Origin of the sequence: Glycomyces buryatensis (assembly GCF_004912275.1) — a bacterium.
Lineage (GTDB): Bacteria > Actinomycetota > Actinomycetes > Mycobacteriales > Micromonosporaceae > Glycomyces > Glycomyces buryatensis.
The window spans coordinates 50,626-70,342 of record NZ_STGY01000083.1; the positions used below are offsets into that span (position 1 = coordinate 50,626).

General features: G+C 69.1%; 21 protein-coding genes. 11 read left to right on the forward strand and 10 right to left on the reverse strand.

The features are described from left to right. The first annotated feature begins 1 nt into the window (after window position 1). From FAB82_RS25015 to FAB82_RS25025, 3 genes are read left to right on the forward strand one after another with little or no spacing between them, the layout of a single operon-like run. A complete protein-coding gene (locus FAB82_RS25015) occupies window positions 2-622 on the forward strand; it encodes an IMPACT family protein (protein WP_211116848.1) in 621 nt (206 codons plus the stop codon). A 29-nt stretch (window positions 623-651) separates the two neighbouring features. Further along, window positions 652-1,617 carry a glycoside hydrolase family 43 protein gene (locus FAB82_RS25020; RefSeq protein ID WP_136537293.1) on the forward strand — a complete coding sequence of 322 codons (966 nt, stop codon included), beginning with the start codon at window positions 652-654 and terminating at the stop codon, window positions 1,615-1,617. Between the two features lie 11 nt (window positions 1,618-1,628). Next, a complete protein-coding gene (locus FAB82_RS25025) occupies window positions 1,629-1,913 on the forward strand; it encodes a hemerythrin domain-containing protein (RefSeq protein ID WP_136537294.1) in 285 nt (94 codons plus the stop codon). A 10-nt stretch (window positions 1,914-1,923) separates the two neighbouring features. Here the strand turns inward: FAB82_RS25025 and arfB are convergent, their stop codons facing one another. From arfB to FAB82_RS25050, 5 genes are read right to left on the reverse strand one after another with little or no spacing between them, the layout of a single operon-like run. Next, the gene (gene arfB / locus FAB82_RS25030; RefSeq protein ID WP_136537295.1) at window positions 1,924-2,343 is read right to left on the reverse strand and encodes an alternative ribosome rescue aminoacyl-tRNA hydrolase ArfB; all 420 of its coding nucleotides are present in this window, start codon (window positions 2,341-2,343) and stop codon (window positions 1,924-1,926) included. Window positions 2,344-2,355: 12 nt separating this feature from the next. Then, the gene (locus FAB82_RS25035; protein WP_136537296.1) at window positions 2,356-3,399 is read right to left on the reverse strand and encodes an aminoglycoside phosphotransferase; all 1,044 of its coding nucleotides are present in this window, start codon (window positions 3,397-3,399) and stop codon (window positions 2,356-2,358) included. A gap of 12 nt (window positions 3,400-3,411) precedes the next feature. Beyond that, entirely contained in the window at window positions 3,412-4,485 is a 1,074-nt protein-coding gene (locus tag FAB82_RS25040) for a hypothetical protein (RefSeq protein ID WP_136537297.1), read from the reverse strand. Between the two features lie 43 nt (window positions 4,486-4,528). Then, window positions 4,529-7,021 (reverse strand): DEAD/DEAH box helicase, encoded by a 2,493-nt coding sequence (locus tag FAB82_RS25045; protein ID WP_136537298.1) that lies wholly within the window; start codon window positions 7,019-7,021, stop codon window positions 4,529-4,531. Between the two features lie 34 nt (window positions 7,022-7,055). Beyond that, window positions 7,056-7,856 (reverse strand): exodeoxyribonuclease III, encoded by an 801-nt coding sequence (locus tag FAB82_RS25050; protein WP_136537299.1) that lies wholly within the window; start codon window positions 7,854-7,856, stop codon window positions 7,056-7,058. Window positions 7,857-7,974: 118 nt separating this feature from the next. On the opposite strand from FAB82_RS25050, the gene FAB82_RS25055 reads away from it, so the two are divergent. From FAB82_RS25055 to FAB82_RS25075, 5 genes are all read left to right on the forward strand, one after another. Then, a complete protein-coding gene (locus FAB82_RS25055; protein WP_136537300.1) occupies window positions 7,975-10,263 on the forward strand; it encodes a hypothetical protein in 2,289 nt (762 codons plus the stop codon). Between the two features lie 46 nt (window positions 10,264-10,309). Then, window positions 10,310-11,089: an exodeoxyribonuclease III gene (locus FAB82_RS25060; RefSeq protein ID WP_136537301.1), complete on the forward strand. Its 780-nt coding sequence runs from the start codon at window positions 10,310-10,312 to the stop codon at window positions 11,087-11,089. A 99-nt stretch (window positions 11,090-11,188) separates the two neighbouring features. After that, entirely contained in the window at window positions 11,189-12,169 is a 981-nt protein-coding gene (locus tag FAB82_RS25065) for a VldE C-terminal domain-containing protein (protein ID WP_136537302.1), read from the forward strand. 11 nt (window positions 12,170-12,180) lie between these two features. Continuing rightward, window positions 12,181-12,819, forward strand: coding sequence for a maleylpyruvate isomerase N-terminal domain-containing protein (locus FAB82_RS25070; RefSeq protein WP_168801765.1), 639 nt, complete (start codon window positions 12,181-12,183; stop codon window positions 12,817-12,819). Between the two features lie 65 nt (window positions 12,820-12,884). After that, window positions 12,885-13,328: a hypothetical protein gene (locus FAB82_RS25075; protein ID WP_136537304.1), complete on the forward strand. Its 444-nt coding sequence runs from the start codon at window positions 12,885-12,887 to the stop codon at window positions 13,326-13,328. Here FAB82_RS25075 and FAB82_RS25080 read toward each other — a convergent pair. Genes FAB82_RS25080 through FAB82_RS25095 form a run of 4 tightly spaced genes read right to left on the reverse strand, consistent with a single transcriptional unit; the run spans window position 13,325 to window position 17,122 of the window. Further along, entirely contained in the window at window positions 13,325-13,837 is a 513-nt protein-coding gene (locus FAB82_RS25080) for a methylated-DNA--[protein]-cysteine S-methyltransferase (protein WP_136537305.1), read from the reverse strand. The two genes, FAB82_RS25075 and FAB82_RS25080, sit on opposite strands and share 4 nt — an antisense overlap. Then, entirely contained in the window at window positions 13,837-15,357 is a 1,521-nt protein-coding gene (locus tag FAB82_RS25085) for a DNA-3-methyladenine glycosylase 2 family protein (RefSeq protein ID WP_136537306.1), read from the reverse strand. Before FAB82_RS25085 ends, FAB82_RS25080 begins: the two co-directional genes overlap by 1 nt. A gap of 50 nt (window positions 15,358-15,407) precedes the next feature. Beyond that, on the reverse strand, window positions 15,408-16,388 hold the full coding sequence (locus tag FAB82_RS25090; RefSeq protein ID WP_136537307.1) for a tyrosine-type recombinase/integrase: 981 nt from the start codon (window positions 16,386-16,388) through the stop codon (window positions 15,408-15,410). A gap of 38 nt (window positions 16,389-16,426) precedes the next feature. Continuing rightward, window positions 16,427-17,122: a DUF1697 domain-containing protein gene (locus FAB82_RS25095; RefSeq protein WP_136537308.1), complete on the reverse strand. Its 696-nt coding sequence runs from the start codon at window positions 17,120-17,122 to the stop codon at window positions 16,427-16,429. Between FAB82_RS25095 and FAB82_RS25100 the strand changes: the two genes are divergently transcribed. After that, entirely contained in the window at window positions 17,045-17,464 is a 420-nt protein-coding gene (locus FAB82_RS25100; RefSeq protein WP_136537309.1) for a secondary thiamine-phosphate synthase enzyme YjbQ, read from the forward strand. The genes FAB82_RS25095 and FAB82_RS25100 overlap by 78 nt on opposite strands. On the opposite strand, the gene FAB82_RS25105 is transcribed toward FAB82_RS25100, so the two are convergent. Next, window positions 17,461-18,426, reverse strand: a complete 966-nt coding sequence (locus tag FAB82_RS25105) for an aldo/keto reductase (RefSeq protein ID WP_136537310.1) — start codon at window positions 18,424-18,426, stop codon at window positions 17,461-17,463. The two genes, FAB82_RS25100 and FAB82_RS25105, sit on opposite strands and share 4 nt — an antisense overlap. 107 nt (window positions 18,427-18,533) lie before the next feature. On the opposite strand from FAB82_RS25105, the gene FAB82_RS25110 reads away from it, so the two are divergent. Both FAB82_RS25110 and FAB82_RS25115 read left to right on the forward strand, forming a co-directional pair. Further along, entirely contained in the window at window positions 18,534-18,923 is a 390-nt protein-coding gene (locus tag FAB82_RS25110; protein WP_246039822.1) for a MerR family transcriptional regulator, read from the forward strand. A 20-nt stretch (window positions 18,924-18,943) separates the two neighbouring features. Then, a complete protein-coding gene (locus FAB82_RS25115; protein ID WP_136537311.1) occupies window positions 18,944-19,693 on the forward strand; it encodes a nucleotidyltransferase domain-containing protein in 750 nt (249 codons plus the stop codon). Window positions 19,694-19,717: the final 24 nt, after the last annotated feature.

The window sequence follows — 19,717 nt, forward strand, 5'->3', positions numbered from 1 at the left end:
CGTGCACACCATCGCGGCCGCCGAGCTCACGTCCGAGACGATTGTCAACAAGTCCCGGTTCGTGTGCACTCTCTACCGGGTGGCGACCGATGGCGAGGCCCGTGAGCGGATCGCCGGGCACCGCAAGGCGCACTGGGATGCCAGCCACAACTGCACCGCCTACGTCCTCGATGACGGGGCGATCGCGCGGTCGGCCGACAACGGCGAGCCGGCCGGGACCGCCGGAGCTCCGATGCTGGAGGTATTGCGCGGTCGCGACATGACCGACGTTCTCGCGGTCGTGACACGGTATTTCGGCGGGGTCAAGCTCGGTGCCGGCGGGCTGCTGCGCGCTTACGGCGGCGCGGTCTCGCACGCGTTGGACTCGGCGCGGCTGGTCGCGCTGGCGACCTGGCCGCGGCTGCGGGTCGCGGTCGACTACGGTCTGGCCGGGAGCCTGGAGGGTCTGCTGCGTTCGCGCGAGGACGTGCGGCTGCTGGAAGTGGACTTCGGTCCGCGGGTCGCCTTCGACCTGGCGTGCGCGGATGCGGTGGCGTTCGAGGCGTGGCTGGCCGGTCAGACGGCCGGGGCCGCGGTGGTCGAGGACGCCGGGGAGCTGCGCGTCGAGCTCCCGTCAGTTTGAGTTATCAGGATGTACAGAAAGGTAAGTCGATGTCGAACCACGAAAATGTGAACGGTCACCGTAATCCCTTCATCGAGGAGCGGGCCGATCCGCAGATTCTGCGGCACGAGGACGGGCGCTACTACTTCACCGGGACCGTCCCGGCCTACGACCGGATCATTCTGCGCGGCGCCGACACTCTTGACGGCCTGCGCGAGGCCGAGGAGCGCACGATCTGGACCGTCCACGAAGCGGGCCCGATGGGTTCGCACATCTGGGCCCCGGAGATCCACTTCGTCGACGGCGCCTGGTACGTCTACTTCGCCGCCGGGGATGCCGGGTCCGAGACCGCCGACGTGTGGCGCATCCGGATGTACGTCCTGGAGAACCGGGGCGCCAACCCGCTCGAAGGCGAATGGACCGAGAAGGGCCAGATCACCACCCCGATCGACTCGTTCTCCCTGGACGCCACCACCTTCGCCGTGAATGGCAAGCGGTACTTGTGCTGGGCCCAGCACAACCCCGAACTGGCCGACTCCAACACCAGCCTCTTCCTGGCCGAGCTCGAGAACCCCTGGACCATCACCGGGACCCCCGTCGAGCTCACCCGCCCCGAACTCGACTGGGAGACCATCGGCTTCGCCGTCAACGAGGGCCCCTACGCGATCGAACGCGACGGCAAGGTCTTCGTCACCTACTCGGCCTCGGCCACCGGCGCCGAATACTGCGTCGGCCTCCTCAGCGCCGACGCCGGTGCCGACCTGCTGGACGCCGCCTCCTGGACCAAGAGCCCGGTCCCGGTGTTCACCACCAGCGAGGCCAATGGGATCTACGGGCCCGGCCACAATGCCTTCACCGTCGACGAGGACGGCGCCGATATCCTCGTCTTCCACGCCCGCTCCTACGAGAAGATCGAGGGCGACCCGCTCGACAACCCCGACCGGCACTGCCGCATCCAGCCGTTCGGCTTCGAGGGCGGCGTCCCGGTCTTCGGCGAACCGCTCCCCGAGGCGTAAAGAGGCCGACCTTGAGTTCCGAGTCCAACCGGATCGTCGCGTTCAGCACCCAACTGCGCGAGGTCCATCATCGCCTGAGGGCCGCGATGGACCTCGCACGCAGCTCGATCGACGGCGATATCGAGGTGCCCGAGGGGCAGGACCTGCTCGTGTTCTACCGCGGATTCTGCGCCGCGATCAGCGGCCATCACAGCAGCGAGGACAAAGGCTTGTTCCCGCACGCGGAGACCCCGAAGGCAGTCGCGCCCATGGCAAGCCACCGCGCCCGCGGCAATATCGCCATCACCATGTCTTAACCGACACGGCCTAGTCAGAGGTGTCGCGGCGCAGCCGCTTGACCTGCGAACGCCGGCGCTTGCCCTCCAGGCGTCGGCGCTGCGACCCCTTGGTCGGCTTCGTGGCCCGCCGCTTCGGCGGGGGCGCCGCGATCGCCTTGCGCAGCAACTCACCCAGACGCTCGGAGGCGGCCTGCCGATTGCGCAGCTGCGACCGAAACTCCGAAGCCGCGATCACGATCGACCCGTCAACGAGACGATCGGCCAGGCGCGTCAGCGCCCGTTCCCGCAGCGCTTCCGGAAGCGACCTGGTCCCGGCCAGGTCGAATACGAGCTCCACCCGCGAATCGGTGGTGTTGACGCCCTGCCCGCCGGGCCCGGACGAACGCGAGAACCGCCAATGCAGCTCGGCGTCGGGAATGGTGATGTCGGTGGCGACATACACGGGCATGGCGGTCTCCTCTCAGGTGTCGAGCGCGGTCCGCGCCCAGGCGGTGATCATCTCGAAGATCGGTCGGCGGCGGGCCAGGACGGCGTCGTCGCCTGAATCGGTGTCGTAGCTGACGCTGCCGGTGGACTGGCCGGAGGCGAGGCGACTCAGCATCATCGGGGCGAGCCAAGCGTACTTGGCCGCTCCGGAAGCGGCGATGGCCTTCCGCGTGGCGGCCTCATCCCGGTACCCGCCCGCGGCGAGCCCTGCGAGGTAGGCGTCGGTGAGGGCGGATTCGACCTCGGGGAGGAGCCCGACGGGTTGAAGCCCGTCGAGGAAGGTGTCGGCGATGAGATTGGCGATGTCCTCGCCGATGGCGCCGGAACCGAAAAAGGACCAGTCGAGCAGGACCGGCTCGTCGCCCCGAGTGGCGAGGTTCATGGGCCACACGTCGAGATGGCAGAGCGTCTGCGGAAGCGACTCGACGAGGTCGAACAGGTCGGTGCGCCGCTCCCAGACCGAGCGAAGCCCCGAACGCAGCTCGTCCGGCCAGTGTTCGGCGGCTTTCGGTGCGTCCCAGTCGATATCGCGGTAGTCGTGGCGGCCGGCGTACTGGCGCAGCCACTGCCGCGAATGCCAAGGTTGGGACGCGGTTCCGACATGGCGGGCCTGGGCGAGACCAAGCTGTTCGGCGAAGTCCGCGAGCCGGTCAACGGACCAATCCTGCCCGGGAGTGCCGTCCGCGTCCTCGAGCCACAGCTCCAGGGCGCCGTCCGCGCGGGGACCGGCGGCGAGCAGGCGCGGCGCGCTGATTGTGGTGCCCTCGCCGTATGCGGTGGTCGCGCCGGTCGAGTAGGCGAGATATTCGCGCTTCCAGTAGTTCCAGTGACGGGGGTCGTCGGAGGCGGCCCATTGACCGTCGGATTCGCTTGGGGGCGTGGCGACCTTGAGGATCGCGGTGCCGCCGGAGCCGGAGACGCGCCAGATGCCTCCGGTGGCCTCGTTGGCGGCGTTGTGGGTCAGGGCCTGCCATGCGGTGGGAGTGCCGATGGGGGAGTGGCGCGGGTCGGTGAGCACCGGGCGATTGTCTCAGGTGTCGAGGAGCGCGGCCATCCAGTTGCGCCCGGTGCCCTCGTTGAAGCCGTGGTCGTATTTCGGGTCGTCACTGGTGCAGCGCTCCAACGTGGCATCGCAGGAACGGACGTCCACGACGAGGACGGTCCGCAGCGGTTGCGGCTCGCTGTAGCTGGCGTTGTAGCGGAACACCGTGCTCAGCGGGATGGGCCGGTGGTCTTGGAAGGGGTCGAAGGCGCTGGCGTCGAGCATCATTTCTCTGTTCGCGGGGTGGCAGGCGGCGCTGTAGAGGCGGTGTTCTTCGGGATAGGCCGATTCGCGATCGCGGGTGTATTCGATGTGCCCTTGGTGTTCGGCGGGATCGGTGTAGCGATCTGAGAGATGGATGTCATCGAGCTGAGCGACGAGCCCCGGGTTCGGGCATTGCCCGTCGTGCAGGGCGGCGCCCTGGATCGAGCCCGGGTGCGGCCCCCAGAGACCGGACTCAAAGGAGTTGCCGGTGTCCAGACCGAAACCGAAGTAGTCGACCTGGGTCGCAGAGTTGAAGGCGGCGGGATCGAGGTTCGCGGTCTGGGTGATGTACAACGAGTCAGGCGCCCACTGGTCGTCGTCATCGGACTCTTTGCCGAGGAATTCCGCCATATCGATCGGCCGGTGCTGGTCGGATCGGATGCACCAGTCCGCGGTGGTGGTCTCGCCGTCCCCGGTGACACGGGCGTTGAGGCAGTTGGGTCCGCCCTCGGTGGTCGAGTCGGCGGCGACGCCGAGACGGAATCCGGTCCCGAAGGCGTCTTCGTAGACCTCCAAGCGGATGTGGGTGATCGTCAGCGGTGCGGCCCAGTCGAATTCGAGCGTGTGATCGGAATTGGGGACGGTGAACGCAGCGGTGCGGGCTTCATTATCGAGGTCGTCTTCGTGCCACTCGTAGGTCCGGCTGGAGTCGGGATAGGTGGCGCCCCGGTAGGCGTCGTAAATGTGCCGCCAGTCGGTGTTCCAGGCGATGAGGACGCCGACGGCAATGAGGATGACGGCCCAGCGGGCGCGCAGGGACACAGGTAGCGAACCTGCCGAGGGGAGCAGAGGGGTCACCGCGCGAGGGTACCAACCCTCGGGTACTCGTTGTGTCCCTTGCCTAGTCGGTGAAGTCCTCTATCGACATGACCACGGAGCCGGTCTCGTCCGAGGCGTCCAGGTCGACGGTGAAGGTCATCGCCCAGTCGCGGTCCTCGGCCGGGTCGTCGATGACCTGGCGGACGTTCCAGGTGCGCCCAGTCTTCTCGATGTCGAGGAACGCGTCCGAGCGGGACTTCGTGGTGGTCCCGATGTCGTCGTGGGCCTCGAAGTAGCGCTCCAGGGAGGCGTCCCACTTCGATGCGGGCCAGCCGGTCTCGAGCGCCGTCAAAGCATCCACGCGGTCGTTCGCGGCCAGTTCGACGTGCCGGAAGACGGTGTTGCGCACGGCGATCTTGAAGGCGCGTTCATTGTCGGTGAAGGCCCGGTTGGGGCGGCCGACGTCGATGTCGTCGTCCTCGGCGGGGTTGGTCAGCTGCTCCCACTCGTTGATGAGCGAGGAGTCGGTCTGGCGAATGGTCTCGCCCAGCCAGGTGGTGAGGTCGTCAAGTTCCTCGCCGCCGATGTCCTCGGGGAGGGTCTGGATCAGGGCCTTGTAGGCACTGGAGAGGTACCGCAGCAGCAGGCCTTCGGCGCGCGGGAGGCTGTAGAGGGCGATGTACTCGCCGAAGCTCATGTGGCCCTCCCAGATCTCGCGCAGGATCGACTTGGGCTCGAGCGAGTAGTCCGCGGCCCACGGGTGCGAGATCCGATAGGCGTCGAAGGCCTCCTCGAGCAGCTCGGCGAGCGGCTTGGGGTAGTCGATCTCCTCGTCGTCGAGCTGGTTCATGCGGTCGTAGTAGTCCAGGCCCTCGGCCTTCATCGCATTGATCGCCTCGCCCTTGGCCTTGCTGCGCTGGGCGGCCAGGATCTGGCCCGGCCCCTCCAGGGTGGCCTCGACAATGGAGACGACCTCCATCGCGTACTCCTCGCCGTCGGTGTCCAGCAGCTCCAACGCCGCCAGCGCGAATGGGGCGAGTGGTTGGTTGAGGGCGAAGTGGTCGGGGAGGTCGACGGTGAGGCGGACGTGGCCGTCGGCGAGTTCGATGATGCCGGCGTCGCGGAGGGTGCGTGCGATGGTGAGGGCGGTGCGGGCCATTTTGAGTTGGGTGGTGCGGTCGGCGTGTGAGTCTTCGATGAGGGTTCGGATGTGGTTGAAGGTGTTGCCGGGGCGGGCGAGGAGGTTGATGAGCATGGCGTGGCTCATGTGCATGCGGCTGGTGAGTGCTTCGGGTTCGGCGGTGGAGAGGCCGGTGAAGGTTTCTTCGGACCAGCCGACGAAGCCTTCGGGGGCCTTCTTCTTGGCCATTTTCTTGCGTTTTTTGGGGTCGAGTCCGAATTTCGCTTCGGCTTTGGTGTTTTCGATGACGTGTTCGGGGGCTTGGCAGACGACGTAGCCCTGGGTGTCGAATCCGGCTCGTCCGGCGCGGCCGGCGATTTGGTGGAATTCGCGGGCGCGGAGGCGGCGGGTGCGGCGTCCGTCGTATTTGGCGAGTCCGGTGAAGACGACGGTGCGGATGGGGACGTTGATGCCGACGCCGAGGGTGTCGGTGCCGCAGATGATTTTGAGGAGGCCTTGTTGGGCGAGGCGTTCGACGAGCCTGCGGTATTTGGGGAGCATGCCGGCGTGGTGGACGCCGATGCCGGCTCGGACGAGGCGGGAGAGGGTTTGGCCGAATTTGGTGGTGAAGCGGAATCCGCCGAGGGCGGTGCCGATGGCGGTTTTGGCGTCTTTGTCGATGAGTTTGAGGCTGGCGAGGGCTTGGGCGGTTTCGAGGGCGGCGGCTTGGGTGAAGTGGACGATGTAGGCAGGTGCGCGGTCGTGGTTGACGAGGTTTTCGACGGTTTCGTGGAGGGGGGTGGCGCGCCATTCGTAGTCGAGGGGTACGGGGCGGGTGGCGCCTGCGATGAGGGTGGTGTCGCGTCGGGTGCGGCGGGTGAGGTCTTTTTCGAAGAAGGTGGTGTCGCCGAGGGTGGCTGACATGAGGGTGAATTGGGCGCGGTTCAGTTCGAGGAGGGGGACTTGCCAGGCCCAGCCGCGGTCGGGTTCTGAGTAGAAGTGGAATTCGTCTGCTACGACGGAGTCGCAGTCGAGGTCGGCGCCTTCGCGGAGGGCGAGGTTGGCGAGGATTTCGGCGGTGCAGCAGATGAGGGGGGCGTCGGGGTTGACGGCGGCGTCGCCGGTGAGCATGCCGACGTTGTCGGTGCCGAATTGTTCGCACAGTTCGAAGAACTTCTCGGACACGAGGGCTTTGATGGGGGCGGTGTAGAAGGAGGTGCGCTGGTTTGCGAGGGCGTTGAAGTGGGCTGCGGCGGCGATGAGGGATTTGCCGGAGCCGGTGGGGGTGGCGACGATGACGTTTTCGCCGGAGCAGATGGCGAGGAGGGCCTCTTCTTGGTGTTCGTATAGGACGATGCCGGAGTCCTCGGCCCAGGAGGCGAACGCGGTGTAGACGTCGTCGGGTTCGGGGGAGGAGGACTTGGGCAGGTAGTCGATGAGGCTCACAACGGTCAATGGTGCCTGGTCGCTGTGGGAATGTCGAGCCGGGTCACTTGTCGTAGGTCACGAGGACGGGTGCGTGGTCGGACCAGCGGGTGTCGTGGGAGGGTGCGCGTTCGACGCGGGCGCTGGTGGCGGCGGCGGCGAGGTTGGGGGTGGCGACGTGGAGGTCGATGCGCCATCCGGTGTCGTTGTCGAAGGCGCGGCCGCGGTAGGACCACCAGGAGTAGGGGCCTTCGGTGTCGGGGTGGAGGTGGCGGACGACGTCGACGAAGCCGCGGACGGTGTAGAGCTCGGTGAGCCAGGCGCGTTCTTCGGGGAGGAATCCGGCGGATTTTTTGTTGCCGCGCCAGTTTTTGAGGTCGATTTCGTTGTGGGCGATGTTCCAGTCGCCGCAGACGAGGAGTTCTCTTCCGGCGTCGGTGCATCGTTTGGCGGCGGCGGCGAGGTAGTCGGCGAAGGCGGCCATGAACCGTTCCTTCTCTTCTTGGCGGGGTGTGGCGGTTTCGCCTGAGGGGAGGTAGAGGCTGGCGACGGTCAGGCCGGGGAGGTCGACTTCGGCGTAGCGGCCGGCGGTGTCGAATTCGTCGGAGCCGAATCCGATGCGGGTGGCTTCGGGGGGTTCGCGGGTGAGGACGGCGACGCCGGCGCGGCCTTTGGCGGTGAGGGAGGGGGCGAGGTGCCAGTGCCAGTTGCCGGCGGAGCGGACTTCGGCGGGGATTTGGGTGTCGTCGGCGCGGACCTCTTGGAGGAGGATGACGTCGGCTTCGGTGGTTTCGAGCCAGGGCACGATGCCTTTTTTGGCGGCGGCGCGGATCCCGTTGACGTTGGCGGTGGCGATGGTGCGCATCGGCCCACCCTATCGCTCGGCGTGGCGGTGGCGATGGAAGTGATGGGGCGGATGTGGCGGAGATTGGCCGGTGCGGGATGGCCGGGGGGCTTTGGGGTGAGGCCATAGACTACGTCCCATGACTGAGGCGGCGGTGCGGCGGCGGACTGGGCGATTGACGCGGGCGGTGTTCGCCGCGGGGGTGGTATTGGTGGGCGTCTTCGCCGCTGGCGCTCCTGCCGGGGCGGCCGATGAACCCGAGGATCAGGCTGGGGGGATTCTCCTCGTCGGCGTCCCGGGCCTGGCGTGGACCGACATCGATGAGTCGAATACGCCGAACATGTGGGATCTGGCCGGTAGTGGCGCTTCGGGGTCGATGAGTGTGCGCACCATCGGGTCGTGGACGTGCCCTGAGGCCGGGTGGGCGAGTCTGGGTGCGGGGGAGCGGGCCGGGGGCCTGGCGCCGCGTGACGCCCAGTGCGCGGCGCAGTCGCAGATTCCCGCGCCGGTCGAATCCGGGGGTGGGTGGACGGTCGAGCGCTATCCCGGTCTGGTGGAGGCGAACTCGGCGTTCAATTATGGGGCCCGCCTGGGTTCGCTCTCCGAAGCGGTCGGCATGTACGCGGAGGATCAGCGGGTCGCCGCCGAAGAGGCCGAGATCGCCGGGGAGGAGGTGCCCCCGGTGCGCGACGGCACGTGTGTGGCCGCGATCGGGAACGGCGCGGCGCTGGCCGCGGCCGACCCTGAAGGCAATCTCACCTACTGGGGTGCGGACCTCGAGCGTCTGCCCGAGGCCATGAACACGTGCGACGTCGTCATTGTCGACCCCGGCATCATCGTCGGTGACTCGGATGGCAATGCGCCCGATACCGCCACCGACTACGACGCGATCGGTGAGGACGACACCGACGTCGGCACGGACGAGACCGCCACGCCCGCGCCCGAGGACGCCGGGGAGATCGCTCCCGAACCGGACCCCGTCCGCGCACGTGCGGCCGCGGCGGCCGATGAGGCGGTGGGTGCGGTGACCGAGGTGATGCCCGAGGATTGGCAGCTGGTCGTCGCGGGGCTCGCCGACGCCTCGGCGCCTTCCTCGCTCCATCCCGTCCTGTATTCGGGGTACGGCGTCGAAACCGGTGAAGCGACCTCGGCCACGACCGGCCGGGCCGGCTATGTGCAGCTGGTCGACCTCGGCCCGACCGCGCTGGCCGCGATCGGCGGCGACGTCCCTGCGTCGATGTCGGGGCGGCCGATCGATGTCTTGGCCGATGAGGGCCGCACCGCCGCAGAGGCGGTCCGAGCGGGCACCGATGAGACGGCCGCGTCCACGGCCGTCGCAGAAGTGGGGTGGAAGTTCTATGCCGCGCTGGCCGCGGCCGGGTCGATCGCGATCGGTGCGGCGGTGTGGCTGCTGGTCGGATCGGCGAAGTGGCGGCGCACGTGCCGCAGTGTCTGCGTGTTCGTCGCGGCGGTGCCTTTGGCCGGTGTCGCGGCCGGGATTCCGCCCTGGTGGCGCGCCGGGAATGCCGAGCTCGTGTTCTGGGCGATCATCGTCGGTGTCGCCGGTCTCGTCTGTGCCCTGACGTGGCTGCCGGGCCTGCGTTCGGGGCCGCGGCCGGCGCTGCTGGTCGCGGGGGCCACGGCCGGTTTGATCGCGATCGACCAGGTGTCGGGCGCAACCTGGCCGCTGCACACCCCCATGGGGTATACGGCGCAGGCCGGGGCCCGGTTCACCGGCCTGGGCAACTACACCTCCGCCGTGTTCGCCGCCGCCGTCATCCTCCTGATGTGCCTCATCCCGTGGCGGGGCCGCGCCAGATACATCGGCCCGGTCCTGCTGGCGGTGTGCGCCGTCGTCATCGTCGGCGCTCCCACCCTCGGGCGCGACATGGGCGGCATTCCCACGATCGCCGCTGCCGCCGTCCTGGCCTGCCTCAAGCTCTGGGGCCGGCGGCTGTCGATCGGTGCGATCGCCGCCGCGTGCGGGGCGGCCGCCGCGCTGTTCATCATCGCCGGCGTCCTGGACTACCTGCGGCCCGAGGCCGACCAGACCCACCTGGGCCGATTCGTCGGCACCGTCCTCGAAGGCTCGGCCGGCGAGATCCTGCTGCGCAAGGCCGCGGCCGCGCTCGGCACCATCGGATCACCCTTGACGTGGCTGTGCGTCGCCGCCGTCTGCGGGGCCATCGTCATCTGGAAGCGACGCGGCCCGATCTCCTCGGACGTCACCGCCGCGGCCGTCATCGGATTGACCACCGCCGCCGTCATCGGCTTCGCCATTAACGACTCCGGCGTCGCCGTCCCGGCCTTCACCATCACCGTCGGCTTCGGCCTCCTCGCCGTCGCCGTCGGGCCGAAGCCCGAAAACGCAGCCCGCACACACAGTGACGACCCCACAGTGGAACCTGCGACGCCGGCCGCGCCCTGAGACGGGCCGGAGACACTAACGCACCGTGGCGGGTATCGTGAGGCCCATGCGCGTGGCCACCTGGAACATCAACTCGCTCAAAGCCCGCCTGGAGCGTCTCCTGCTCTGGCTGGAATCGACCGAGCCCGACGTGGTGTGCCTCCAGGAACTCAAGTGCGCCGAAGCCGACGTCCCCGCCGAAGCACTCGCCGCGGCCGGATACGAAATCGCCGCGGCCGGCGACGGCCGCTGGAACGGCGTCGCCATCCTCTCCCGCGTCGGACTGGCCGACGTCCAGCGCGGCCTGGACTCGCAGCCCGCCTATGACGGCCAGGTCGAGTCGCGTGCGATCGCGGCGACCTGCGGCGGCGTCCGTGTCTGGTCCGTCTACGTCCCCAACGGACGCGAGGTCGACCACCCGCACTTCGCCTACAAGCTCGCGTTCTTCGACGCCCTCGCCGAGACCGTGAAGGCCGGCGCCGCGGGCAAGGTGCCGTTCGCGGTACTGGGCGACTTCAACGTCTGCCCGAGTGACGACGACATCTGGTCGGTCGAGGAATGGGCCGGCACCACCCACATCACCAAACCCGAACGCGACGCGCTCACCGCCGTCGAATCGATCGGCCTCGCCGACGTCTTCCCCCGCGCTCTCAAACACGAGTGGCCGTTCTCGTACTGGGACTACCGCAACCTGGACTTCCCCAAGAACCGCGGCCTGCGCATCGACCTCGCCCTCGCCAACCCCGCATTCAAGACCGCCGTGGCCGACGCCTACGTCGACCGCAACGAACGCAAAGGCAAAGGCGCCTCCGACCACGCACCCCTCGTCATCGACCTCGACCTGTAACAACCACGACCCGAAACTGACCTACCCACCACCACCCGACCCTGAGTAAACACTGACCTACCCACCCGACTCACACTCCTCTGGAAGGCGACCGCTCCCGTGCGAGCCAACATCCTCCCCATCGCGTGCATCGCCGCGCTCCTAGTCCTCCTGCCGGCGCCCGCAGCGGCCGAACCGGACGAGGAGACCCTCGAATCCGACCTCGCCGACGCCATCAGCGCCGTCGCCGACGCCGAAGACGAAGTCGATGCCACCGAAGCACGCGGAGACGAACTGGCCGCCCAGATCGAGGACACCGAAGCCGAACTCGCCGCCCTGCAAACCGAGCTCAACGAATACGCCATCTACCTCTACACCGAGGGCGAACTGCAGACCACGGCCGCGACCCTCGCCGCCGACAACCCCGATGAAATGGTCGCCGCCCTCACCTTCACCGGCTACCTCGCCGACCAGCGGGCCGCCGTCGTGGCCGACGCCGGCGAACTGCTCGCCCAGCTCGAAGCCGAGCAAGACGCCCACGCCGACGAGGTCCAAGCCGCCGAGGCCGCCCTCGAAGAGGCCGAGGAAGCCGCCGACGACCTCGAGGAGAAACTGGAGGAACTCCAGGCCGAGAACGCCGCCGGGCCCGGATCCGACGGCGGCGCCCCCGCCGCCGACCCCGTCCCCCGCAACTCCGACGGATCACTCCCGTCCGAATCGTGCTCCGAGGACGATCCCACCACCAGCGGGTGCCTGACCCCTCGCACCCTTCACGTCTACAACGAGACCAAGGAAGCCGGCTTCGACCGCTACGTGTCCTGCTACCGCGGTAGCGGCGGCGGCGAACACCCGCTCGGCAGGGCCTGCGACTTCGCCGCGGCCTCCGGCGGCTTCGAAGACGTCGACGCCGGGGGCGACGACAAGGCCTACGGCGACCAGCTCGCCGCCTGGTACGTCAACAACGCCGACGCCCTCGGCATCGAATACGTCATCTGGTACCGCGAGTTCTGGTCGCCCTCAAGCGGCTGGAAGTCCTACTCCGGCGCCAACGGCACCCCCGCCGCCGACCACACCAACCACGTCCACGTCTCCGTCCGATAGAAAGGCACGCCGTGACCAACCTCCGACAGCAGTACCTGGACGCCGCGGGCACCGCCACCGGGCTCCTCGCCGCGGACGAAGTCGCCGCCGCCTGGACCGCGGACTCCGCACTCGAAGGCTTCACCGTCGCAGGCCTGGCCGGACACCTCGCCGCCCAGATCTGGGGCGCCGCGGCCGCACTCGAGGGCGACTACACCGGCAAGGACACCATCACCCTGATGGAGCACTTCGGCCGCGCCAAGTGGATCAAGACCGACCTCGACAACGAGGCCAACACCAAGGTCCGCGACGGCGGCCGCCGCCTGGCCGAACCCGGCCCCGAAGCGCTCCTCGAAGGCACCCGCGAACGCCTCGCCCGCTTCGAGACCGCCCTGCCCGCCCTCACCGGGCAGGAGCAGGCCGGCACCGACTACTGGGCGTACGCGATGAGCCTGGACGAATACCTCATCACCCGCATCATGGAACTGGTCGTCCACACCGACGACCTCGCCCACTCCGTCGGCATCGCCACCCCCAGCTTCGACTCCGAACCGTTCGACACCGCCATCCGGATGCTCGCCCGCCTCTCGGTCAAACGCCACGGCCAGGCCGCGCTCGTCAGGGCCCTCGCCCGCGCCGAAAGGGCCCCCGCCGACATCACCGGACTCTAGCGGCTCTTCAACACTCACAAACCGCCAGAACAGATCGACATTCATATTCGGGTAGGGTTCCGGTGATGGTCTTGCCAGCACCGGTCGCCCGACGCCGCGCCCTCTGGGCCGCCCTGTGCCTCCTGGCCACCTTCGCCGGACTCATCGGTGCCGTCGCCGCCCTCGCCTGGGCCCTCGAAGACGACAACACCCCCGACCTCCAGACCATCACCGAGGCCACCCACCTCACCTACCCCGACTCCACCGACGTCGTCGAAGCCGACATCGCCGCCCTCCACGCACCCGCCCCCGGCGCGAGCGCCGAAGTCACCGTCGACATCCCCGCCGACGACTTCGGCACCTTCATCGCCGACAACGGCATGGACCCGCCGCTCGTCTCCGGTACGACCCCCGCCGGCACCGCCTCGGGCCTCCTCGCTTCCGACTGCACCGACGAAGTCTGCTACTCCGGCACCGTCATCCTCGACGAAGAGACCGTCACCGTCCGCCTGCGCATCACCCTCATCTAGGTCCTACTCAAAGGCTCAAGACGGGCGAACAGGTCGACCTCGCCGCGCTCCAAGGCCAGCAGCCGCTCCTTGCGCCACAGCCCGCCCGCATAACCGGTGAGCTTGCCGTTCGCGCCGATCACCCGGTGGCAGGGGACGATGATCGCGATCGGGTTCGACCCGTTCGCCAACCCCACCGCCCGTACCGCCTTCCGGTTCCCGATCCGCTCGGCGATGTCCATATACGACACGGTCTGGCCGAAGGGGATCTCACTGAGCGCGGCCCAGACCCGACGTTGGAAGTCGGTGCCGGCCGCGGCCAGCGGCAGGTCGAAATCGTGCAGCTGCCCGGCGAAGTACGCCTCCAACTGCTCGGTCGCCGCCGCCAGCAACGGCGTCGACTCCCTGGGCCCCCACTCCGGTTCGGAACCGGTCACCCCGAATTCCACATAGGTGAGACCCTGGTCGTTCGCCACTACCGCCAACGTCCCGATCGGGGACTCCAGCGTCACATGCGTCGTGCTGTCCATCACTGCACCATCATTCCTTCATTGTCGTCGGGGATTCGATTCGTCGGATGTTCACTGGCGGCCCACAAGTACTGGACCGCATAGGATCGCCAGGGCCGCCACGCCTCGGCGCGGGCGGCGAGTGCCTTCGGTGAGGCAGGGAGACCGAGCGCCTTCGCACCGCGGATGACCCCCAGGTCGGCGACCGGAAACGCGTCCGGGTCGCCCAAGGCCCGCATGGCGATCATCTCGATCGTCCACGGCCCCACCCCAGGCACCGCCACCAGCTGCGCCCGGGCCGCCTCCCAATCCGCGCCCGGACCGACATCGACCCGCCCCTCGGCCAGCGCACCGGCCAGGGCGAGGACGGTGGCCTTGCGGCGGTTCGGCATCGGCAGGTCATCGGGATCGGCTTCGGCCAGCGCCGCCGAGGTCGGGAACAGGCGCGTCAGGCCCCCTTCGGGGTCGTCCACGGCTTCGCCGTACTTCTCGGACAGCCTGGTGGCGATGGTGGCCGCGGCGGCGGTGGAGACCTGCTGGCCGATGACGGCCCGCAGTGCGTACTCCTCGCCGTCGGCTTTGCGTGGCACCCGCCTGCCCGGTGTCTTGCGGGCCAGGGGGCCCAGGAGCGGGTCGGCTTCGAGGGTCTGCTGGGCCGCGACGGGGTCAGCGTCCAGGTCCAGGGCGCGGCGGCAGCGGGCGACGGCGGCGGTGACGTCGCGCAGGTCGGCCAGTCGCAGGCGGCATTCGATGTAGCCGGGGCCCGGTTTGAGGGCGGCGGTGCCGGGTCCGTGCGGCAGGCGCAGGGTTCGGCGGTAGGCGCCGTCGGCCCATTCTTCGACGCCTCGGGCGGCGGCGGCCGCGAAGTGTCCGAACAGGTTCGAGGCCTCGAACGGTTCGCGGTAGGCCAGGCGCAGTACGATCGCGCCGCCCGCCGATGTCTCCGTGTTCGCTCCTTTGCGGCGTGCGGCCTTGTGGCGAAGTGTGGTGGGGGAGCAGGCGAAGACGTCGGCGACGACGCGGTTGAACGCGCGGATCGAGGCGAAGCCGGCGGCGAAGGCGATCCGGCCCATCTCCAGGTCCGTGGATTCGATCAGGGTCCGGGCGGTGTGGGCGCGGCCGGCGCGTGCGAGTGCAGCGGGGCCGGCGCCGACTTCGGCGATGAGGAGGCGCTCGAGTTGCCGCAGTGAGTATCCGAGGCGCCTGGCCAGGCCGGCGGCGCCGTCGCGGTCGACCACGCCTTCGCCGATGAGTCGCATGGCCCGGGCGCAGACGTCGGTACGGTAGTCCCATTCGGGGGAGCCGGGGGCGGCGTCGGGGCGGCAGCGTTTGCAGGCGCGGTATCCGGCCTCCTGCGCGGCGGCCGGGGAGGCGTAGAAGCGCATGTGCTCGGGTTTGGGTTTGACCGCCGGGCAGGAGGGGCGGCAGTAGATGCGTGTGGAGGTCACGGCCAGGAACACCCAGCCGTCGAAGCGGGCGTCGCGTCCGGCGACAGCGGCGCGGAGCTGTTCGATGTTGCCTTGTTCGAGGAGACCTGTCATGTCCTCAAGAGTGCCCGCCGCCCGTGACAGAAGCTAGCCAGAATTCGACATTACGCTTCGGGGAGTTGGAGGCGGTCGACCGCCTCGCGGCTGCGGCGGGCCGGGCGCCGGTCGTAGCGGGCCGTGGTGGCCGGGGAGGCGTGGCCGACCAGGGACTGGGTGATGGCCAGGTCGACGCCGGCGTCGAGGAGTTCGCCGATGAACGTGCGGCGGAAGTCGTGGGGGGTGTGGCGGCGCTGGCCGGCCTCGACGAGGCGTTTGGTGAGCAGGTCGGCGATGGCCTGCCCGGTCATGCGCGACAGCTGCGTCCCGGATTTGCGGAGGCGGCCGGCCTTGTTGATCGGGCAGAACAGGGCCCCGGGGCCGTTGCCGCGGACGCCCATCCACCGTTCCAGGCGCTCTTGGGCGGCCTCGGTGAGGTAGACGGAGCGTTCCTTGTTGCCCTTGCCGACGATGCGGATCGAGCGTTCGGTCTTGTCGTAGTCGACCAGGCGCATCGAGGCGATCTCGGAGCGGCGGCATCCGGTCGAATAGAGCGCGGCGAGGACGGCGGCGTCGCGGGCGCCGGCGGGGGAGGAGTCCATGTCGCAGGCGTACAGGGCCGCGCCGAGCGATTCGGCGTCCACTTGCGAACCGACCGGGAGGCGCTGGGCTTTCACCGGTGTCAGGTCGCAGGCGCGCTGGTAGTCCTCGGCGGCCATCAGATCGAGGCGCCACGCTTCCTTGAGGACGCGCCGCAGTGCCGCGAGGTGCTTGTTGACGTAGGCGCCCGACCAGCCGCGGTCGATCATCGCCGCCCGCAGCCGGGACGTGTGCTCATAGCGCAGCAGGTGCCACGGCTGCCCCTCACCGGTCACGTTCTCGTCGTCGGCCAGGAGAGCGGCGATGCGGTCGAGGCATCCGCGCATGGTCCGCCGCGACTCGGCCGAGCCCAGCGAGTCCAGGTAGGCCCGGTACGGATCGGCCGCCGGCGATACGACGACGGCACGGTTCGCGTCCCACCCGGCGGCGGCCAACTCAGCAGATGACATGCACCCCACCCTAGTCGAGGCCGACTTCAATGTGGCCGTCACTCGCCGTTCGCCATGTCCCGCAACCGTTTCAGCGTCCGCAGGTTCCGGCCGGTCATCGCGGCCTCGCCGATCGGCTTCCAGAAACCGCGCTGGCCCAGGCGCGAGGTCCCCTGCCCGGTCGGGTAGTACACCCACACCTCGCGGCCGGCCGCCACTACCTCCTCCGGGCAGTCCTCGGGCACTTCCAGGACCGGGGGCGCGGCGTCGAGGAACATCACGATCACCTTCGACTCGTCCAATCCGCGTCCGGCGAACGGATCGGCGTCGAGCAGCGCCTCGATTTCGGCGGCGGTGCGGACCATCACCGGCACCGTGAACCCGAACCGCTCGGCGACCGCTTCGCCGATCGCCGCGGCCACCTCGCCTGGACGACCGGGCGCGTCGAAGACGGCATTGCCCGACTGGATGTACGTCGCCACCGCACCGAACCCGAGGCCGCCCAGCAGGTCCCGAAACTCACTCATCGGCAGTTTCCGGTGCCCGCCGACATTGACCCCGCGCAACAGCGCCGCCATTCGCGTCACGATCGGACCCCGCTTTCGCCTCGCCGCCGATACCACCGGCAACGGTAGTCGCCGGGCGGGCAGGGCGAGAGGCGTGGCAGGATCCGGGCCATGGGGAATGCGTTCACGACCACCGTCTTGCAACTGCACACCGGCCGAGAAGAAGCCGCGGTGGACCTGACCGGCCATTGCGAGACGTTCCTGGCCGAAGCCGGGGCCGGCGACGGCCTGCTGAACGTATTCGTCCCGCACGCCACCGCCGGCATCGCCATCATCGAGACCGGCGCCGGATCCGACGACGACCTCCTCGCCGCGCTGGCCGACCTGCTCCCCGCCGACGACCGCTGGTCCCACCGCCACGGCTCGCCCGGCCACGGCAGGGACCACGTCCTGCCCGGCCTGGTCGCCCCGCACGCCACGATCCCCGTCTCAGGCGGCCGCCCGGCCCTGGGCACCTGGCAGTCGATCGTCCTCATCGACACCAACCGCGACAACCCCGACCGGACCGTCCGCCTCTCCTTCCTCGGCTAAGCGGCCTCGGTCAGCCGCTGCCACTGCTCGGACTCGAGCCGCAACTCCAAACCATCGGCGGCCTCGTTCAACTGCGCGAGCGACGACACTCCGACCAGGGGAATGATCGGCGATTCGTGACCGCACAGCCACGCCAGCACCACCTGGTTGCGCGACGCCCCGGTCTCGGCGGCCACCGCGTCCAGCACCTCCAGCCGCGCGTCCGTCCCGGGGTGGCGGTAGTGCTCCGGCAGCGGCTTACCCGGGTTGGTGTAAGCGCCCGACAGCAGCGAGGAATACGCGAGGAGCGCCGTGCCCGCCGTGTTACCCACGTAGTCGATGTCGCCGGGCTCGACGTGCACGTGGCCGCCCTCGGGCAGCCGCACGCCAGGCCTCGGTTGCAGGTAGGAGTAGCGGTTCTGCATCGCCGTATACGCCGCCGCCCCCGTCGCGGCCGCGACCTGCCGGGCCCGCTCCACCCGCCAGGCCACATGGTTCGAAGCGCCCACGATCCGCGCCTTCCCCGCTTTCACCGCCGCATCGAATCCCGCGACCGTGTCCTCCAATTCGGTGCCGCGGTCGTCGCGGTGCGACCAGTACAGGTCGATGTAGTCGGTGCCGAGCCGCTCCAAACTCTCCTCCAGCGAGGCCGCAATCCGCTCGGACGTCAGCGGCTCCGACGCCTCCAGGCCCCCACCGGGGAAGGACGGACGCCGCCCCACCTTCGTCGCCAGCACCAGATCCTCGCGGCCGCCCCGGTCGGCCAGCCAGGACCCGAGCAGGTGCTCCGACTCGTCACCGGTGCCGTCCGGCAGCCAGAACATGTAGCAGTTCGCGGTGTCGATGAAATTCCCGCCCAGCTCCACGAACCGGTCGAGGATCGCGTACGACGTCTCCTTGTCCTGCACCCCACCGAGCGCCATCGCGCCCAGACACATGCGCGACACCGCAATACCCTCGGTGCCCAATGCCATCCGCTCCATCGCGGACCTCCTTCGATCGTTGCTTGATTCAGACGCTAAGACCTGGAGTGGACTCCAACGCAAACCCGCAGGCCCGGCGCCGGCAGCGGTGACTATCCTCGATAACCGTGGCTACCGAACTGACCGCCGCGGGCCGCTACTCCATCGGCGAGACCGCCCGCCGCACCGGATTCACCATGGACACCCTCCGCTACTACGAACGAGTCGGCCTCATCGACGGCGTCGAACGGGGCCCCACCGGCCAACGGCGCTTCTCCGAGGACCACCTCGGCTGGCTCGACATCCTCAAATGCCTGCGCGACACCGGCATGCCCATCGAGCAGATGTGCCGCTTCGCCGAACTCGTCCGCACCGGAGACGAGACCATCCCCGCCCGCATCACCCTCCTGACCGCACACGAGCAAGCCGTCGCCAAGCGCATCGCCGACCTCGAATCCCAACGCGCCCACATCAACGGCAAGATCGACTACTACAAATCAGTGGCCGCCGGCGAATAGCCACCCCCATACTCCTCGGCATGGACCAGAGCCCGAACGCCATCGCCGAACACCTCGCACACGACCTCGCCGCGGACACCATCGGCATCGCCCTGACCGGATCGATCGCGACCGGCACCGACCACCCCGACTCCGACATCGACCTCATCGCCATCGCGCAGGCCGGCCGCGACGACCAAACCCAGTCGCTCGCCGGCCGCCTGGTCACCATCACCTGGACTACCCTCGAGGACGCGAACGGCGCCTTCGACCAGCCATGGTCGGCCGGCCAAGCCGTCCCCGGCTGGAGGGACGCCCGAATCCTCCACGACCCGACCGGCGCCCTCGCCGCACTCAAAGACCGGGCCCGGAACTGGCAATGGGACGACATCGCCGCGGCGGCCGACCGGTGGGCCGGGGCCACCCTCGTCGGCCTCGCCGAAGAGGTCCACAAGGTCCACGGCATGCTCGCCACCGGCGCACCCCGGGCCGCCGCCGCCAACCGCGACCTGATCGCCCTGCAACTGCCCGGCGCCCTGGCCGCGGCCGACCGGATCCTCTACGGCTCGGAGAACCGCCTGTGGGACTTGGTATGCCAGGCCGAAGGCGAGGCATGGGCCCGCGCCTGGGACACCGCCACCGGCATCAAGACCGCGTCATTCGAGGACAGCTGCCGGGCCGCCCTGACCCTCTACCGGCTCGCCGCCGACCGCCTCAAAGGCCACCTGGAAGCGAGCGAACGCCCCATCGTCGAAGTCGCCTGCAACCTCACCGGCAGACCCCAGTCGTGAAGCGCTACATCCTCACCGGCGCAC

What these genes read in the sequence shown, in the direction of transcription:
- FAB82_RS25085 (WP_136537306.1), bottom strand. Translation starts at nt 15,357, where the DNA reads ATGACAGGTCTCCTCGAACAAGGCAACATCGAACAGCTCCGCGCCGCT.
- FAB82_RS25075 (WP_136537304.1), top strand. Translation starts at nt 12,885, where the DNA reads ATGGTCTTGCCAGCACCGGTCGCCCGACGCCGCGCCCTCTGGGCCGCC.
- FAB82_RS25105 (WP_136537310.1), bottom strand. Translation starts at nt 18,426, where the DNA reads ATGGAGCGGATGGCATTGGGCACCGAGGGTATTGCGGTGTCGCGCATG.
- FAB82_RS25095 (WP_136537308.1), bottom strand. Translation starts at nt 17,122, where the DNA reads ATGGCCGGTCAGGTCCACCGCGGCTTCTTCTCGGCCGGTGTGCAGTTG.
- FAB82_RS25060 (WP_136537301.1), top strand. Translation starts at nt 10,310, where the DNA reads ATGCGCGTGGCCACCTGGAACATCAACTCGCTCAAAGCCCGCCTGGAG.
- FAB82_RS25055 (WP_136537300.1), top strand. Translation starts at nt 7,975, where the DNA reads ATGACTGAGGCGGCGGTGCGGCGGCGGACTGGGCGATTGACGCGGGCG.
- FAB82_RS25080 (WP_136537305.1), bottom strand. Translation starts at nt 13,837, where the DNA reads ATGGACAGCACGACGCATGTGACGCTGGAGTCCCCGATCGGGACGTTG.
- FAB82_RS25020 (WP_136537293.1), top strand. Translation starts at nt 652, where the DNA reads ATGTCGAACCACGAAAATGTGAACGGTCACCGTAATCCCTTCATCGAG.
- FAB82_RS25090 (WP_136537307.1), bottom strand. Translation starts at nt 16,388, where the DNA reads ATGTCATCTGCTGAGTTGGCCGCCGCCGGGTGGGACGCGAACCGTGCC.
- FAB82_RS25100 (WP_136537309.1), top strand. Translation starts at nt 17,045, where the DNA reads ATGGGGAATGCGTTCACGACCACCGTCTTGCAACTGCACACCGGCCGA.
- FAB82_RS25115 (WP_136537311.1), top strand. Translation starts at nt 18,944, where the DNA reads ATGGACCAGAGCCCGAACGCCATCGCCGAACACCTCGCACACGACCTC.
- arfB (WP_136537295.1), bottom strand. Translation starts at nt 2,343, where the DNA reads ATGCCCGTGTATGTCGCCACCGACATCACCATTCCCGACGCCGAGCTG.
- FAB82_RS25050 (WP_136537299.1), bottom strand. Translation starts at nt 7,856, where the DNA reads ATGCGCACCATCGCCACCGCCAACGTCAACGGGATCCGCGCCGCCGCC.